The 12,695-nt window shown below is 31.4% G+C and carries 25 protein-coding genes, 1 tRNA gene and 2 pseudogenes; 1 reads left to right on the forward strand and 27 read right to left on the reverse strand.

Features of this window, described 5'->3' with window-relative positions; all coding sequences use genetic code 11:
* Positions 1 to 5: 5 nt before the first annotated feature.
* The 4 genes from ASU35_RS16210 to ASU35_RS16230 form a co-directional block, all read right to left on the reverse strand.
* The gene (locus ASU35_RS16210) at positions 6 to 704 is read right to left on the reverse strand and encodes a sigma-70 family RNA polymerase sigma factor (RefSeq protein WP_058354021.1); all 699 of its coding nucleotides are present in this window, start codon (positions 702 to 704) and stop codon (positions 6 to 8) included.
* 282 nt (positions 705 to 986) lie between these two features.
* A tRNA-Arg gene (locus ASU35_RS16220) sits at positions 987 to 1,058 on the reverse strand.
* A gap of 305 nt (positions 1,059 to 1,363) precedes the next feature.
* On the reverse strand, positions 1,364 to 1,639 hold the full coding sequence (locus tag ASU35_RS16225; protein WP_058354023.1) for a hypothetical protein: 276 nt from the start codon (positions 1,637 to 1,639) through the stop codon (positions 1,364 to 1,366).
* Positions 1,640 to 2,017: a type II toxin-antitoxin system PemK/MazF family toxin gene (locus ASU35_RS16230; RefSeq protein WP_058354024.1), complete on the reverse strand. Its 378-nt coding sequence runs from the start codon at positions 2,015 to 2,017 to the stop codon at positions 1,640 to 1,642.
* A 152-nt stretch (positions 2,018 to 2,169) separates the two neighbouring features.
* Here ASU35_RS16230 and ASU35_RS16235 point away from each other — a divergent pair, with 152 nt between their 5' ends.
* Positions 2,170 to 2,442, forward strand: coding sequence for a helix-turn-helix domain-containing protein (locus ASU35_RS16235; protein ID WP_083504353.1), 273 nt, complete (start codon positions 2,170 to 2,172; stop codon positions 2,440 to 2,442).
* A 386-nt stretch (positions 2,443 to 2,828) separates the two neighbouring features.
* Here the strand turns inward: ASU35_RS16235 and ASU35_RS20825 are convergent.
* The 23 genes and pseudogenes from ASU35_RS20825 to ASU35_RS16340 all read right to left on the reverse strand — a co-directional run.
* A pseudogene (locus ASU35_RS20825) lies at positions 2,829 to 2,906 on the reverse strand (hypothetical protein); the annotation flags it as partial.
* Between the two features lie 26 nt (positions 2,907 to 2,932).
* Positions 2,933 to 3,289: pseudogene (locus ASU35_RS20980) on the reverse strand (helix-turn-helix domain-containing protein); the annotation flags it as partial.
* A gap of 89 nt (positions 3,290 to 3,378) precedes the next feature.
* Positions 3,379 to 3,606 carry a hypothetical protein gene (locus ASU35_RS16250; RefSeq protein WP_147525476.1) on the reverse strand — a complete coding sequence of 76 codons (228 nt, stop codon included), beginning with the start codon at positions 3,604 to 3,606 and terminating at the stop codon, positions 3,379 to 3,381.
* Positions 3,607 to 3,637: 31 nt separating this feature from the next.
* Positions 3,638 to 4,615 carry a tyrosine-type recombinase/integrase gene (locus ASU35_RS16255; protein WP_058354027.1) on the reverse strand — a complete coding sequence of 326 codons (978 nt, stop codon included), beginning with the start codon at positions 4,613 to 4,615 and terminating at the stop codon, positions 3,638 to 3,640.
* Between the two features lie 16 nt (positions 4,616 to 4,631).
* The gene (locus ASU35_RS16260; protein ID WP_058354028.1) at positions 4,632 to 4,838 is read right to left on the reverse strand and encodes a hypothetical protein; all 207 of its coding nucleotides are present in this window, start codon (positions 4,836 to 4,838) and stop codon (positions 4,632 to 4,634) included.
* 221 nt (positions 4,839 to 5,059) lie between these two features.
* Positions 5,060 to 5,638 (reverse strand): hypothetical protein, encoded by a 579-nt coding sequence (locus ASU35_RS16265; protein ID WP_058354029.1) that lies wholly within the window; start codon positions 5,636 to 5,638, stop codon positions 5,060 to 5,062.
* 54 nt (positions 5,639 to 5,692) lie between these two features.
* The gene (locus ASU35_RS16270; RefSeq protein ID WP_058354030.1) at positions 5,693 to 6,412 is read right to left on the reverse strand and encodes an AP2 domain-containing protein; all 720 of its coding nucleotides are present in this window, start codon (positions 6,410 to 6,412) and stop codon (positions 5,693 to 5,695) included.
* 89 nt (positions 6,413 to 6,501) lie between these two features.
* Entirely contained in the window at positions 6,502 to 7,437 is a 936-nt protein-coding gene (locus ASU35_RS16275) for a hypothetical protein (RefSeq protein ID WP_058354031.1), read from the reverse strand.
* Between the two features lie 281 nt (positions 7,438 to 7,718).
* Positions 7,719 to 7,895: a hypothetical protein gene (locus ASU35_RS19465; protein ID WP_156059454.1), complete on the reverse strand. Its 177-nt coding sequence runs from the start codon at positions 7,893 to 7,895 to the stop codon at positions 7,719 to 7,721.
* Positions 7,896 to 8,161: 266 nt separating this feature from the next.
* A complete protein-coding gene (locus tag ASU35_RS16280; RefSeq protein WP_058354032.1) occupies positions 8,162 to 8,419 on the reverse strand; it encodes a PBECR3 domain-containing polyvalent protein in 258 nt (85 codons plus the stop codon).
* Positions 8,420 to 8,422: 3 nt separating this feature from the next.
* Positions 8,423 to 8,641 (reverse strand): hypothetical protein, encoded by a 219-nt coding sequence (locus ASU35_RS19470; RefSeq protein WP_058354033.1) that lies wholly within the window; start codon positions 8,639 to 8,641, stop codon positions 8,423 to 8,425.
* Positions 8,642 to 8,667: 26 nt separating this feature from the next.
* Complete coding sequence (locus ASU35_RS16290; protein WP_058354034.1) at positions 8,668 to 8,913, reverse strand: hypothetical protein; 246 nt, start codon at positions 8,911 to 8,913, stop codon at positions 8,668 to 8,670.
* A 42-nt stretch (positions 8,914 to 8,955) separates the two neighbouring features.
* The gene (locus tag ASU35_RS16295) at positions 8,956 to 9,180 is read right to left on the reverse strand and encodes a hypothetical protein (protein ID WP_058354035.1); all 225 of its coding nucleotides are present in this window, start codon (positions 9,178 to 9,180) and stop codon (positions 8,956 to 8,958) included.
* Positions 9,181 to 9,246: 66 nt separating this feature from the next.
* A complete protein-coding gene (locus ASU35_RS16300) occupies positions 9,247 to 9,522 on the reverse strand; it encodes a type II toxin-antitoxin system YafQ family toxin (protein WP_058354036.1) in 276 nt (91 codons plus the stop codon).
* Positions 9,519 to 9,794, reverse strand: a complete 276-nt coding sequence (locus ASU35_RS16305; protein ID WP_058354037.1) for a type II toxin-antitoxin system RelB/DinJ family antitoxin — start codon at positions 9,792 to 9,794, stop codon at positions 9,519 to 9,521. The genes ASU35_RS16300 and ASU35_RS16305 overlap by 4 nt, the downstream gene beginning before the upstream one ends.
* A 175-nt stretch (positions 9,795 to 9,969) precedes the next feature.
* Positions 9,970 to 10,152 carry a hypothetical protein gene (locus ASU35_RS16310; RefSeq protein ID WP_058354038.1) on the reverse strand — a complete coding sequence of 61 codons (183 nt, stop codon included), beginning with the start codon at positions 10,150 to 10,152 and terminating at the stop codon, positions 9,970 to 9,972.
* Between the two features lie 183 nt (positions 10,153 to 10,335).
* Positions 10,336 to 10,959 carry a hypothetical protein gene (locus ASU35_RS16315; protein WP_147525477.1) on the reverse strand — a complete coding sequence of 208 codons (624 nt, stop codon included), beginning with the start codon at positions 10,957 to 10,959 and terminating at the stop codon, positions 10,336 to 10,338.
* A 135-nt stretch (positions 10,960 to 11,094) separates the two neighbouring features.
* A complete protein-coding gene (locus tag ASU35_RS16320) occupies positions 11,095 to 11,292 on the reverse strand; it encodes a hypothetical protein (protein ID WP_058354040.1) in 198 nt (65 codons plus the stop codon).
* Positions 11,293 to 11,340: 48 nt separating this feature from the next.
* Positions 11,341 to 11,655 (reverse strand): hypothetical protein, encoded by a 315-nt coding sequence (locus tag ASU35_RS16325; RefSeq protein WP_058354041.1) that lies wholly within the window; start codon positions 11,653 to 11,655, stop codon positions 11,341 to 11,343.
* Between the two features lie 50 nt (positions 11,656 to 11,705).
* Positions 11,706 to 11,876 carry a hypothetical protein gene (locus ASU35_RS19475; protein ID WP_156059456.1) on the reverse strand — a complete coding sequence of 57 codons (171 nt, stop codon included), beginning with the start codon at positions 11,874 to 11,876 and terminating at the stop codon, positions 11,706 to 11,708.
* Positions 11,877 to 11,908: 32 nt separating this feature from the next.
* Positions 11,909 to 12,094, reverse strand: coding sequence for a hypothetical protein (locus ASU35_RS16330; RefSeq protein ID WP_058354042.1), 186 nt, complete (start codon positions 12,092 to 12,094; stop codon positions 11,909 to 11,911).
* 25 nt (positions 12,095 to 12,119) lie between these two features.
* Complete coding sequence (locus ASU35_RS16335) at positions 12,120 to 12,302, reverse strand: hypothetical protein (protein ID WP_058354043.1); 183 nt, start codon at positions 12,300 to 12,302, stop codon at positions 12,120 to 12,122.
* 56 nt (positions 12,303 to 12,358) lie between these two features.
* Positions 12,359 to 12,592 carry a hypothetical protein gene (locus ASU35_RS16340; RefSeq protein WP_147525478.1) on the reverse strand — a complete coding sequence of 78 codons (234 nt, stop codon included), beginning with the start codon at positions 12,590 to 12,592 and terminating at the stop codon, positions 12,359 to 12,361.
* Positions 12,593 to 12,695: the final 103 nt, after the last annotated feature.

The following is a 12,695-nucleotide window of genomic DNA, read 5'->3' on the forward strand; positions in this document are numbered from 1 at the left end:
AGGATTTAATCTGCGGCAGGATTGCGACAGGAGAGAATTATAATTTGACGCGTGACAACCTCTGCTTTCTTCGTATTTTTATTTCTTTTTGTTTTGAAATCAATAATAGCTTTATTTTCCATAATTGCTTTCATATGATTTTCATATTCAGAATTGCTTAAATTGAGTTTTTCTTTAATTTCTTCTACTGGTATTCCTTCCATTTTTAATTCAATAATCTTCCTTTGAGTAATAGGTAAACAATTTAAACAATTTTCAACAATATCATTACTATCACCAATAATATCATCTTCAATGTTACATTTTGCAGATAGGTAATCACCAATAGTTGAATTATCTTCTTCGCTAATAGGTGCATCAAGTGAAATATTAGGAATATATTCTTTTTCTGTTGTAATGTTTCCATTTTCATCAACTACTTCTTTTTCGACAGTCATCTGTCGTTTACCCCTATTTCTACGAGACATTTCTTTGCAAACAGATAATCTTATCACTCCATATATATAATCTTTGAATGACTTTCCCTTTGAAGAATCATATCTTTTCTTAGCTTTTGAAATATTCCATCCAACTTGCGAGTAGAAATCGTCATAATCCATTTCGTATATACCTCCGAATTTTGCCATTTCTTTGTTGCAAATTTTCTTCATCTCTTTAGCTTCATTTGCAAAAAGCCATTCTATTGTTGCATCGACTTGATTCACTTAAATGCACCTACCTTATATATTATTTTCGTTTATGTATTGCTTTGTTTAGTTCTTCTCCAAAACTCAGATCACTGCTTTTTATATTCTGATGTTTCGTTTCTGAATAACATTTTGGGCATCTACAAAACTTTTCATGTTTGTCCTTTGAAAACGACATAACTGGATGCATTGGAACGTTACAATCTCTACAAATCATCATATTTTACCTTCCTTTCGCAAAAAATGGGTATAAAAAATAGAGCGTACAGTATATTTCTACACTATACATTTATTACATGACAGAACTAGCTGGATTCGAACCAGCGAATGCAGCGGTCGAAGTGCTGTGCCTTACCATTTGGCGATAGCCCTATAAAATCTGTATTCAGTTTATAAAATAAGTTGGAATTTATAGCAGAAATGCTGAAAAAAAACTTGACTAAAATAAGCCGAATATGTAAAATAATTATTGTATGGCAATTCTGCTGTACGTCTCAAACACTTCTTTTTTGTGTGGAGACTATTTATTACTTTATGTAGAAGACCTATTAATCAGAGGTGCGCCAACACCGTTTGTATGATAATAGGTCTTTTACTATTTAATTTTCTTACTGACAAGAATAAGTATAGAACATTTGGTTGTTTTTGTCAATACTATTTACGAACATTTGTTTGTTTTATTCTAATTGATGAAAAAGTAAATTATGAATTACATTTTTTTCTTTTACAACACCATATAATGATATCCTCCCAAATATTTCATTATCTTGATATTCTATACTGTCTGCCTGGTGAATTAATTCTTCTCCATTTTTCTTTTTAATTCTTTTTGGCTGACTATGAATAATATGACTCTTTTTATCTATAATAGTTAAAGTAACAATATCATCTTCATTTAGATGTCCCATTAGTTTCGTAGCCTCTTTTACTGAACAGGTAATTATTCTATTCATTTAAGCCAACACCTCTTCCCAATTTATATTTTCTCCAAAGAAAAATGTATTGAAACAAACTTTATTAACATTATTTCTTTGTGTTCTGTCAGTTACATTTCCTAATTTTCTAATAATTTCTTCTTTACAAATTGTTTGTGGCTGTTCTCCTAAAATCATAGAATACTTTGCCAATCCTGTTTCAGAACGAGCTTCCAAACATTCATGCACTGGAAGCCTTTTCTTTTTAGCCGATGTCAAAGGCATTACGGTTACAATGGTCGCATTAGTTGTACCTTTTTCATTGCTAACAATTATATAAGGTCTTCGTTTTTTTTGGATTGAACCAGACCCATAATCAAGTTCTGCTTCAATTATGTCGTATCTATGCAGTTCCATATGTATCCTCCTTCCTTTATATGTACAATACCTTTGATATTTCACATTATATACTATACTATATATATTGTCAAGTATTATTACAAATATTTTTTATATTTTCTTTTCTTTATATATGTGTTATGCTTTATATAAAGAAAGGTTGGTATATTATGCAAATAGACATCAAACAAAAATTAAAAGAATCAGGAATGACACGATATGAACTCGCAAAGCGTATTGGTGTAACGTATCCCACAATAGACAATATCTATAAAGGTACTTCCACTTCTATTAAATTTGAAATACTTGAAGCGATATGCAAAGAGTTAAATTGTTCACCTATTGATATACTGGTTTCGGATGACCCGAAAATGCAGCGATTACTTGCTTATGCTTCTAAAATTAATGAATCAAACAACAAAGACAAAAGCGATACTGAATAATTAGTATCGCTTTACATGCTGTTGAAATAGTTAATTCATTTGCAGATTGAAACCAGATTTTCTTTAGTTATTCTTCCACTCGATTCTTAAACGCCCTTCACCTACTTCTTCTCCATGAGATCCATGTTCGTCAGCGACCATCTTGAATAATGTATATTCCACCATCTCGGCGCAAGTATGACCATTCTTATCATTTTTTGCAGGACGAAAATTCCATGTTCTTATATCATATTCTTCTCCGTCTACAGTCAAGAATACTCTTTTGCTAAACTCAATGTCGTGAACTACCCATTGTCTAAAGCCAATTGGCTTCCTGCTTCATTGACCTCGCAACCTACTAACTCCACAAGCGTAAATTCCGACAGTTCCTGCCGTACTAAATATCACTATGCTGATTCTCTTAATATCCTCAATCCTTCATTTAGAATATTGATTGCAGCATTAACATCCCTATCATGAATTGTTCCGCAATTAGGACAAGTCCATTCTCTAACTTGTTGTTAGTAAAATTAGTAGTGTAAGATTTATAATGATTATGTTTACTTTTGAAATTTGGATAGCCAGTATGTTCTTTGAAAAATTTCTGATATGCTGTATCCATATTTATAATTGCATTATCCAAAGCAAACTTATCTACTTCTTTTAACCATTGATATTCTTGTTTAAGAAACTGATTCTTCCAATTATTACAATCAATTCTATTTAATGACTCTTTATCTTTTTCATATTTTTCTTTTCTATAAGCAAGAGTTTGATTATAAACAAATCTGCAACAACCAAAAGTTTTCTGAATTTGTTCTTCCTGCTGTTTATTTGGATAAATTCTATATTTGTATCCTTTTAACATTTACTTATCACCTCACTTTCTATTTATATATTCTCCATATGGCTCTCACCCATCAGCTAAAGCTAATGGGATTGCGAGCCTTTGCTATTTCAATCTTCAATGGCAGAATCACATATATTAACGATTCCGTCTATCGCACTACTCTTGTTCTTATTCTCTTTTGCAATTTTCCCAATGGCTCTTACAGTCGATTCGGCATCCATTGCTCTGTCAATCCAACTTGCTCTGTCATCTAATAACCATCGTTGCAATTCCTGACATACTTCTAATTCCACTCTTTGCTTATGAATCTCTGTTAATATTTCTGTTATTGACATAATATCATTCCTTTCCATTTTATCATATCACTTACATATTCGCCAACACATCCTTCATGCCATAAACTCCATTCGCATAGTTGTTTACAGTAGTGTTGAGAGATGAGTGCCCAAGTTGTTGCTGAGCAAAAGCAAGATTTCCAGTATTAGCCATTACAGTAGCATACCAATGTCTAATCATATGACACGACATTCCATCTCCATAATTTTTAAAAATAGACTGAATATTATACTCACTCAATCTGTTTCCTTTCTTATTAACGAAAACAGCACTCTCATCTACAATATTCTCCAATCCATTTCTATACTCTAACCATTCTTTGATTGCACTCGCAGCATCACCTGTAAGATAAACCATTCTTGCTTCTATTTCACGATAAGTTCCTTTGCCAATAATCTTGATATAAGGCATTTCTTCATCGAGATATAAGTCATTGATATTTAAACCTGCAAGTTCCGACTCTCTTAATCCAGTTCCCTTTAATACTCTTAGAATAATTAGATTTCTAATCCTCACAAACTCATCATTCTTTTTCATAATCTTTTCTTCCATATTCTTTAACTGTGTTTCCGTTGGAAGCTTTTTAATAAGATTGTTACTAGAAGAAATTCCTTTGTAAGAAACATCTGCAATAATATTTTCCTTTACAGGACACACCTTTGTTCTAGCAAGATATTTCCAAAAACTACTAAATATGTTTTTTCTTGTTTCAAGTGTTGTAGGTGACATTCCCGACTGTTCCTTCTGTTTCAAATACATAGTCACATCTTCAGATTCTACATTATAAAAGTCATCAGGTGTGATTTCCGCAATGTTATTTCTATTGATAGTCTTATTTTCCATTAACCATACTAATAAATCCTTAATGGCAATGTAATAGTTGATAGCACCTGCTTTGCTCTCAATGTTGATAAAATACTTCTGAATAAATCCAGGTGTATTATCTTCATCAAATTTTCTCTGTAACTTTTCTGTATTTTTTCTTTGCACTTCGTCTTTATAACACATACTGGACACATCCTTTCTAAGGATAATCTTTTCTTAATCCAAGTTTCCATTCATGGAATTTTAACTTACTGTCAACATCATATTTACTTCCACAACACATAATTTCCTCAAACATTTTATCTTCTGACAAATTTAATCCCTGTTTCTTATACTCTTCTGTAATTAGATTTAACCTTTCTTCATCTTCATCTAATAACAAATAATTGACTGCAATTTCACGCATAAAATCCCTCCATTTCGTTGCACTAAAAAAGCATCTGAATTTATATTCTCCAAATGCTTTATGTTTGTTTGCTATTTAATTTTACATATAAAAATCTAATTCTATTGCCTCTTATAAGACATTCTGTATATTCAAATGACTATACATGGCGTTAGAAACACCGCTATCCGATATCTATAGTAGAATTTCAGAATACCTTTTTGATTATATCGTATTGTAAATTACACTCCAAACAATTCTTTATTTATTCTCGGTGTATACTGTCTATGTTCTAACCCAGCAATACTTCTTTCCAAATTTTCCATATTGGTGCTTCTAATTGATGTTCCAAGAGATAGATTAATCTTTTCCAATTCATCCTTGTATTCTCTCCGTTTATTTCTTGAATCATGAAGTAATTTATATAACTTATATCCTTGTGATGCATTCAGATTATAAAACTCGGCGGCGTGTTCTATATCTACAATCTCAAGTTCTATTGTATGTATCATTTCCATAAGATATAATCTTCGTTCCTCTATCTGCTTTGTAAACTCTGAAATCTCTTTAATTCTATCCAGAATGTCATAATCTAACTCAATCGGTTTAGCAGGTGGACTAACCACTTTATTCTCTTGTGAAACATATTTTACTTCCATATGATACTTATGTAATTTTTTATTCTGATTAACATTCTTGCAAACATTATTTGCTTTATCAATTTTCTGCCATTTACTAGCATCCTTCATATCGTGGACTATTGAGAATCCGCTTGTTGTCTGAACTAAATAATTATCATTGTTGCATATTATGTATGGCATATTATCATCCTCCAATCTTTTGATAATAACTACTTCTCTTTTTCGTGTTGAAGATTATTCTTTATATTTATATTCTCCAAAATATTTGCTTTCTGCATTTCTTCTTACTTGTACAGCTTCTTCAAAATTATCAAAGTGACCTAAATTTATTCTTTTATCATTGACACAAATATAAGCCTTCCATTTATTGTTATTTTTATTCCAACAAACTCCTGTAACTCCAGATTGATTATCGTTTCTTAATCCCTTATTCATACTATTTTGGCTTCTATTAACCACTCGTAATTCAGACTTTCTGTTATCGTATTTCTTATGATAAATATGGTCTACTTCGATGGAACTATCTGTTATATTTAATATATACCTATGTAAAATAATCTTATTTTTATCTCTCACCGCATATAAATATCCGTCTTTACTAAATCTCCAATAATAGTCTTTAACTTTATCATAATCATCCAAATCAAAATAAAACTCTTTTCCTTGTTTTGTGTAGCCAATACCATAATCACCAGACAAATCATATGCATTTTTCAAATTGCTTCTTTTGTGCTTTTTGTTGCTATATTGTCTTAAATTTTCTTCTCTTAAACAACCACAAGATTTTGTTCTACCAGATGTTAAATCGCCACCCAAAACATTTTTAATTGCACCACATTCACATTTACATTTCCAAATAGCTCTATTACCACTTGTAGTTGGCTTATATTTAACAAATTTTAGCACTTCCAATCTCCCAAATTTTTTACCAGATAAATCTTTTAATTGCCCCAATAATTCACTTCCTCCTTAATCAATGATTATATAAATCGACCACTAACCGATAAAAGCTAGTGGTCGCAAAATGTTATATGTAATTTTTGTTATACGCTCGCCAAAGCGTTTCTTGGTGTAGTCTGTTGAAACATTTCCGTTGGTGACTGCTCATATGCTTCGCACATAGCACAGAATGTTTTCATTACATCATCCCATTCAGATTCTTTAATCCACTGAACATATGGTGTTCCACCTCTTTGTTTCAAACAGATGCCATACTTATACTGAAGGTTCTTATACAACTCATTCCACATCTTACTGAAATGGATTCCGGTAACGGCAGCAAGTTTTCTTATTCCTGCATTGAGTTTATTTCTGTCTTTCCATTCCAGAATACCTTCTGCTAATGCTTTATTGTCATTTTTCAACTTCTCAATGTGGCGATTCTTAAATGCAATCAGGTTTGTTGTAGCAACTGCAACTGCATTTGCATCTCCACTAGCAACAGCCATTCCAACAGCAAGCATAAGACTCTGTTCTTCGTTGATGTCTTGAACCTTGACTTCATCAGAAGATTTTTCTTCTATATTAAGTAACTGTGTTCTGACTTCTTTTGCAATAACCGAATCTCTAAGCAGCATCCCAACTCTTAGAATTGCTCTACGAGGAAATACTCTAATACCTCTATTTGGAATTTCAAAAGACATTCCTGTTGAATGCGTAAGTATTACTTTTCCTTTTAAATTTTCTAATGTGAACTCATTTCCGATTAGAAAATCTTTATAACTCTTAATACAAACTCCATCACTATCCAATTCATCACTATGCAATGAATATAGTTTTCTAATCCCATCAGGCGTTACAATATTATCCTTTTTATTCTTATCTTTATAATAAGTCGAATAATATTCAGCCAACTGATTAACTGTCATAAAATCTGTATTTGGAATAAGCAAAACCTTCTTAACCTTTTCCAAAATTTCAAATCTGTCCACATTCTTGTCTCTCAATGTTCTGTCATCAATAAATTGTGTTTCGTTCATATCGTTCTTTCCTTTCTTAAAATATTTGTTGATAATGTTCTAATGGTTTATTCTCCATTCTGCTCGCACATTATCCAAAGTATTTCAACTTCATCACGACAGCTTTTACAGATAGCCAATCCCTTATTTAGTTTTCAAGGTGCAATCTTTTTGAGAAAACTTAGTGAGAATCCACTTGAAAAGAACTGATATGTAATATATAATAGAATAGAAATCATTCTTTGAGTGATTCTCGTGTGGAGTGTAGCTGAGTTGTCCAGACTGTGAGCTACACTCTTTTTTTACTTTACTTCAACCGATAGAACATTTTGAACTAATTTCATTTCAATTTCATTATTTGCAAATGCTTTCATAAATGCTTCAAGTATTACATTTTGTGGTATTCCTGCTTGATTACATTTGTCTTTGAAGTCTTTTTGAATATTTTCTTCGATTGAACTTGTAAAGGCTTTTCTCATTTATTTCTACCTCCTTTACATTTATGATTTTACACCTTGTTTGTATGTTTGTCAACCATAAATAATCATTTTTTATAAATATTCCAAAATAAAAAGCACTGTATATCTCTATACAATGCTGCAAAATATAATAAAAGCGTAATTATTTAGGATGGGCGGTGTATCCATCATCTCAGGTACTCTTTTTACGGAGTGCGTCGGGAACCATTTCCGACCTCAAAATAACTACGCTTACATTATCATATTCTCTTTTCACTTACAATATACTACTTATTTTCTTTTGTGTCAACAGAAAATTCTTTAATTCTTCCGCTATGCAAACGTCTATTTATCTTTCCTTCTTGTATATCATGCATAGTAGATACATATAAATATCCATTTTCTTCATCAAGTTTGATTCCAACAAGTATATTATCTCTGTATCTTTTGATTAGCTCTACTGATTCCGTTCCATCTTCATTAGGATTTATACCAACATAATCCGGTGATTCTATAATATCTGGAACATAATCAATATATTTCAAAAGCTACTCTGTTTCTATTGTAATTCTCACTCTCTGTCCTTCTTTGATATCAGATTTTCCTAAAAATGTGGCAATTTCGTCTAAAGCAATCACAATACTTGAACTAAAGTAGTCATCCGATAATAAAGTTTCATTCTTATCACTATCTTCTACAACAAAACCCCAAAGGTTTTCTCCTTCATCGATGAGTTTTGAATGTCCAGTGATTGAATATTTTTCCATAAAATCATCTCCAATCATGATACTTATTACAATGTATTTATACTCACAATCTTAGGATTTTTCATGGTTCTACAACTACCAATATTCATATCATAATACTCTTCATCTTCATTAAGAATCATAATTGCTCCACTATCAGTGTTATCATTCTCCTGAACAATAATCCCATCAATATAATCTTCAGTAGTCATATTATCATCTTCTTCAATCTGAATTTCCTTAATTGCATCTTCGTCAATTTCCACTTCTAAAACAATCTGTAATTTCTTCATAACATCAATCTCCTTCCGTTATCATATAAAACTATTATTTAATTACTTAAAATACTCTTTATCTACTTCTCCGTTTTCTTTATCTCCGTCATAGAAATAGAAATCGTCTGCATTGAACTGATAAAGGTCAAATAATGAAGTTTTGCCGGCAAGATATTTATCTCCATCTTTAGAAACATAAAATTCTGTTATTTCATTATCAATAGGGCTAATAATTTTATCTCCGTGTTTCAAGTTGTCAAATGTTCCAATCTTTTTTCTTTCCATAATAATTACTATCCTTTCACAACTATGATATAAAGGGCATCAATGTTTTCACTAATGCCCTTTTATCTAAAACAAATCACTATGAGTTCCAGTTCTTGTTAAATATAAAAACAAATTTTCTCCGTCAATTTCATATATTAGTAACCAATCAGGTGTAATATGACACTCTCTTTTACCCGTATAATTTCCAGTCAAAAAATGATCTTTATTCTTTTCAGGAAGTGTTTCTCCATTTGCTAATTTTTTAATTATTTCTGTCAATAAACTTAAATCATACCCTCTTTTTTGCACACGTTTTAAGTCTTTTTGAAACTTGTTGGTTGGTTTAATCGTATATTTCATGACAATAAATCCTCCATCATTTTATCAACATCTGTATATGACTTTCCGATGGACGGATTTTTTTTCATTTCTTCAACTTCATTAAAAGCGGCAATCGTTTCTTCATTTGGAATTTCCCTCGATACATAAAACGGAATCCCCTGTTCTCTTACCGCTTGCTTTGCAGCCATTGTAAAAAATGTTGTCATATCTAATCCCAAATCGCTCATTAGTTCCTGTAATTGAGCTTTTAAATTTTCATCAATTCTCATTGTTACGTTTGTATTTGCCATAATATCACTCCTTCCTTTGACATTATTATATTCTCCGTTTTTATAATTGTCAATACATCGTTATAACAATGCACATAAAACAATCATTTTAACTTACGTTATCACTATAATATTCTCTATGTAGTTCTTCTGCTTTATCCATTATTTCTTTAATCCAATCGCAATGTCACGCTCCTTATTTGTATTTTCCGTTTCTCAGGTTCTTAACAAAATTATCGTCTTTCATACAGTTAGAAACTCCATATTCGTCTCTGTCAAAAGCATGTTTCCAATTCTCTGCCGGAATTGTCGGTTCACATGCTTCTTTGATAATATCAATAATTACCCATACTATTCCAAAAAAAATTAATAATCCCATAGTAATATCCTCACTTTCGTTTTCTTTTATTATACTACTTTTCTTTCCAATCTACCAGTAAAAAGTATAACTGTCTGGCTGATGCTTCATGTCAGCACCTAAGTATCTACCGATAATTATTATCGGGCAGCGACTATCTTTTTATTGATAGCCGGTATGAAATGTGAATTTCATAGTGGTTATTTACCATGCCAATAAGATTTTTTGTACCCTTTCTGGCATTTCTCCATTCATTTCTTCCACCTTTTCTCTAATATGATTTCTCTTTGCTTCTAAATACAGTTCTGTGCATTCTTCTACTGTATCACGAACACCAAGAGATTTGCCTTTGTATGTAACAGAATATCTTCCATTCGCAGCTCGTTTAATCGTATGTGGTAAATCACTATCTTTAACTTTTCTTCCGCTTGTATGGAACAATTCATTAATACTCTGTGGAACAATGATACAGGTTTCAGGAGAATAAACCTTATTTCCTTCAAACAATATATCTTTATCCAAGTGCATACGTTCTGCTCCAATTTGATATACATTCTCGTTATACCATTTCGCAAAGACTTGAAAATTTAACCACTCTTCACAAACTGTTGAAATTCCATAATAAGCAGGATGTATTTTCTTCATTCTGTCACAATAACATCTTTCAAGCATTCCTCTCCAACAATAACCCACTTGTGTTTTCTGTTGAGCATCACCCTCTCCAAGATAACCAATTCCAAAAATACATCTATCATACGGATTTTTAATCTGACCAGTTTTGAAATTGCTGTAAGTGGTATGATGAAAAACATATCCATCTTTATCCAAAAACTTAACATCCATATCATCAGAAGTTCTATATGCTACAATCTGCATATCTGTTCCGAAAGTATTTTTTCTTATTTCGCCTATTCTGTCACTTGTTGTTACTTTTAATCCTCTTGTACCTATTTTTAATTCCTCCTATCCGTAAATCAATTTGTCTGCACTTGTAATAAACTCACTTACTTCTTCTCCACCTATCAAATAATTTCCATCTGAATTATAGATATATGGTCTGAAATATTCTCTACAAGCATTTGTACGTTGCCATGCGTTCTTATTTTCAAACAACCAATCAATAATTGCCTTCTTCAATTCCATTGTTCTTTTCTCTGACATAATATTTTCCTCCAATTTTATAAATAAAATACGAGTTCAATTGCTATATTATATAATCCTTAACATATCTTTACTAATTCCATTTTCTTCACAAAAAGAAAGTAATTTCTCTTTGTCTTCTTTTTGTTTCTTTAAGAGAGCCTGATAAGTCGTGTCGTTAATGCAGTCTCCATGTGTAGATTCATTACAAAAGTTAGGTTCGTAACAAATTTCCTTTCCACAAAGAAATTTTCTATGCTCCCAGCGTGTTCCATTACAATGAACTTTAACTCTGTTGAATGTATCTATTTCCACAGATTCACTTACAACATCAGTACATCCACATATAGGGCATTTATTTGTTTTTATGTTTCTTAATTCCATATAATCAACAACCTTTCTTTTTTGTAAATAGTCTTAAAATTCATCTGCATTTAATCAAACATTTCTCTTATTTCTTTAACCTGCCCAATAGCCCATTCGCAACTATACGTTGCACTATCTTTTTCTTCTGTGCCAACTTTAAGACCATCAATAATACTATCTAATCTATTTCTTAAATGTTCTGTTTCATCAAATGTTAAAATTGTAACCTCTTTCATCATATTTATTTTCCTCCATTCCTCTCATAGAATCATTATTCAATTTCCTCATGTATCATCAATGAATAGCCATCCCATAACTCATAATCAATTACTTTATTCAGTTCCTTATACAATTCAGGATGTTTTATCCGAATATCTTGAATAGCTGCAATAATAGGTTCGCTTCTGTCTCCTTTAATGGCAATCTTATTTGTTGCTTCTACTTTACTTGCTTTCATATATACTAACCTCCGTTTCCATTAATTAAATTTCTCCGATATAACCTATAGAAGTAATATCCACTTCGTTTATTGGGATATATATTCCTTCCCCTAATCTGAAATAATCATCGTGTGATAATTCTTCCCAAAATTCCTTTGTGCTGATATAGTGTTCTGTTTGAAATTCAAATCCTTTATCTTTCATACTGATTAAATATCTTTTCATAAAATCAACCTCCTAAATTTCCAAATAGAATCGTCACTTTATTTGTTCTATACATACTATACATACCACCCACAAGGCAGCTTAAAGATAGTGTTATTTATTTCCATTCTACACTCAATTTCCGTTAATCCATCTGTCTGTTCTTCCTCACTCTCAACAAGTTCATCCCATGTCGAATATGTGTAAAAATTATCATCATACATTCGCACATAATCTTCCCATGTTTCAAGTGATTTTTCTGCCATCAACCTTGTAATAGGATGTTCTTTTATATAATCAAGCAGTTCCATAAGTTCTTTTGTAGCCTGTAAATTATCATGATAACTAGGGTTTGATGTCACGCGTCAAATTATAATTCTCTCCTGTCGCAATCCTGCCGCAGATTAAATCCTA

This window comes from Acetivibrio ethanolgignens (assembly GCF_001461035.1).
In the GTDB taxonomy this organism is placed as follows: Bacteria; Bacillota; Clostridia; order Lachnospirales; family Lachnospiraceae; genus Velocimicrobium; species Velocimicrobium ethanolgignens.

Coding starts and splice junctions, on each gene's coding strand:
- ASU35_RS16225 (WP_058354023.1), bottom strand. CDS start 1,639: ATGAATAGAATAATTACCTGTTCAGTAAAAGAGGCTACGAAACTAATG.
- ASU35_RS16230 (WP_058354024.1), bottom strand. CDS start 2,017: ATGGAACTGCATAGATACGACATAATTGAAGCAGAACTTGATTATGGG.
- ASU35_RS16235 (WP_083504353.1), top strand. CDS start 2,170: ATGCAAATAGACATCAAACAAAAATTAAAAGAATCAGGAATGACACGA.
- ASU35_RS16250 (WP_147525476.1), bottom strand. CDS start 3,606: ATGTCAATAACAGAAATATTAACAGAGATTCATAAGCAAAGAGTGGAA.
- ASU35_RS16255 (WP_058354027.1), bottom strand. CDS start 4,615: ATGTGTTATAAAGACGAAGTGCAAAGAAAAAATACAGAAAAGTTACAG.
- ASU35_RS16260 (WP_058354028.1), bottom strand. CDS start 4,838: ATGCGTGAAATTGCAGTCAATTATTTGTTATTAGATGAAGATGAAGAA.
- ASU35_RS16265 (WP_058354029.1), bottom strand. CDS start 5,638: ATGCCATACATAATATGCAACAATGATAATTATTTAGTTCAGACAACA.
- ASU35_RS16275 (WP_058354031.1), bottom strand. CDS start 7,437: ATGAACGAAACACAATTTATTGATGACAGAACATTGAGAGACAAGAAT.
- ASU35_RS19465 (WP_156059454.1), bottom strand. CDS start 7,895: ATGAGAAAAGCCTTTACAAGTTCAATCGAAGAAAATATTCAAAAAGAC.
- ASU35_RS19470 (WP_058354033.1), bottom strand. CDS start 8,641: ATGGAAAAATATTCAATCACTGGACATTCAAAACTCATCGATGAAGGA.
- ASU35_RS16290 (WP_058354034.1), bottom strand. CDS start 8,913: ATGAAGAAATTACAGATTGTTTTAGAAGTGGAAATTGACGAAGATGCA.
- ASU35_RS16295 (WP_058354035.1), bottom strand. CDS start 9,180: ATGGAAAGAAAAAAGATTGGAACATTTGACAACTTGAAACACGGAGAT.
- ASU35_RS16300 (WP_058354036.1), bottom strand. CDS start 9,522: ATGAAATATACGATTAAACCAACCAACAAGTTTCAAAAAGACTTAAAA.
- ASU35_RS16305 (WP_058354037.1), bottom strand. CDS start 9,794: ATGGCAAATACAAACGTAACAATGAGAATTGATGAAAATTTAAAAGCT.
- ASU35_RS16310 (WP_058354038.1), bottom strand. CDS start 10,152: ATGGGATTATTAATTTTTTTTGGAATAGTATGGGTAATTATTGATATT.
- ASU35_RS16320 (WP_058354040.1), bottom strand. CDS start 11,292: ATGTCAGAGAAAAGAACAATGGAATTGAAGAAGGCAATTATTGATTGG.
- ASU35_RS16325 (WP_058354041.1), bottom strand. CDS start 11,655: ATGGAATTAAGAAACATAAAAACAAATAAATGCCCTATATGTGGATGT.
- ASU35_RS19475 (WP_156059456.1), bottom strand. CDS start 11,876: ATGATGAAAGAGGTTACAATTTTAACATTTGATGAAACAGAACATTTA.
- ASU35_RS16330 (WP_058354042.1), bottom strand. CDS start 12,094: ATGAAAGCAAGTAAAGTAGAAGCAACAAATAAGATTGCCATTAAAGGA.
- ASU35_RS16335 (WP_058354043.1), bottom strand. CDS start 12,302: ATGAAAAGATATTTAATCAGTATGAAAGATAAAGGATTTGAATTTCAA.
- ASU35_RS16340 (WP_147525478.1), bottom strand. CDS start 12,592: ATGGAACTGCTTGATTATATAAAAGAACATCCTATTACAAGGTTGATG.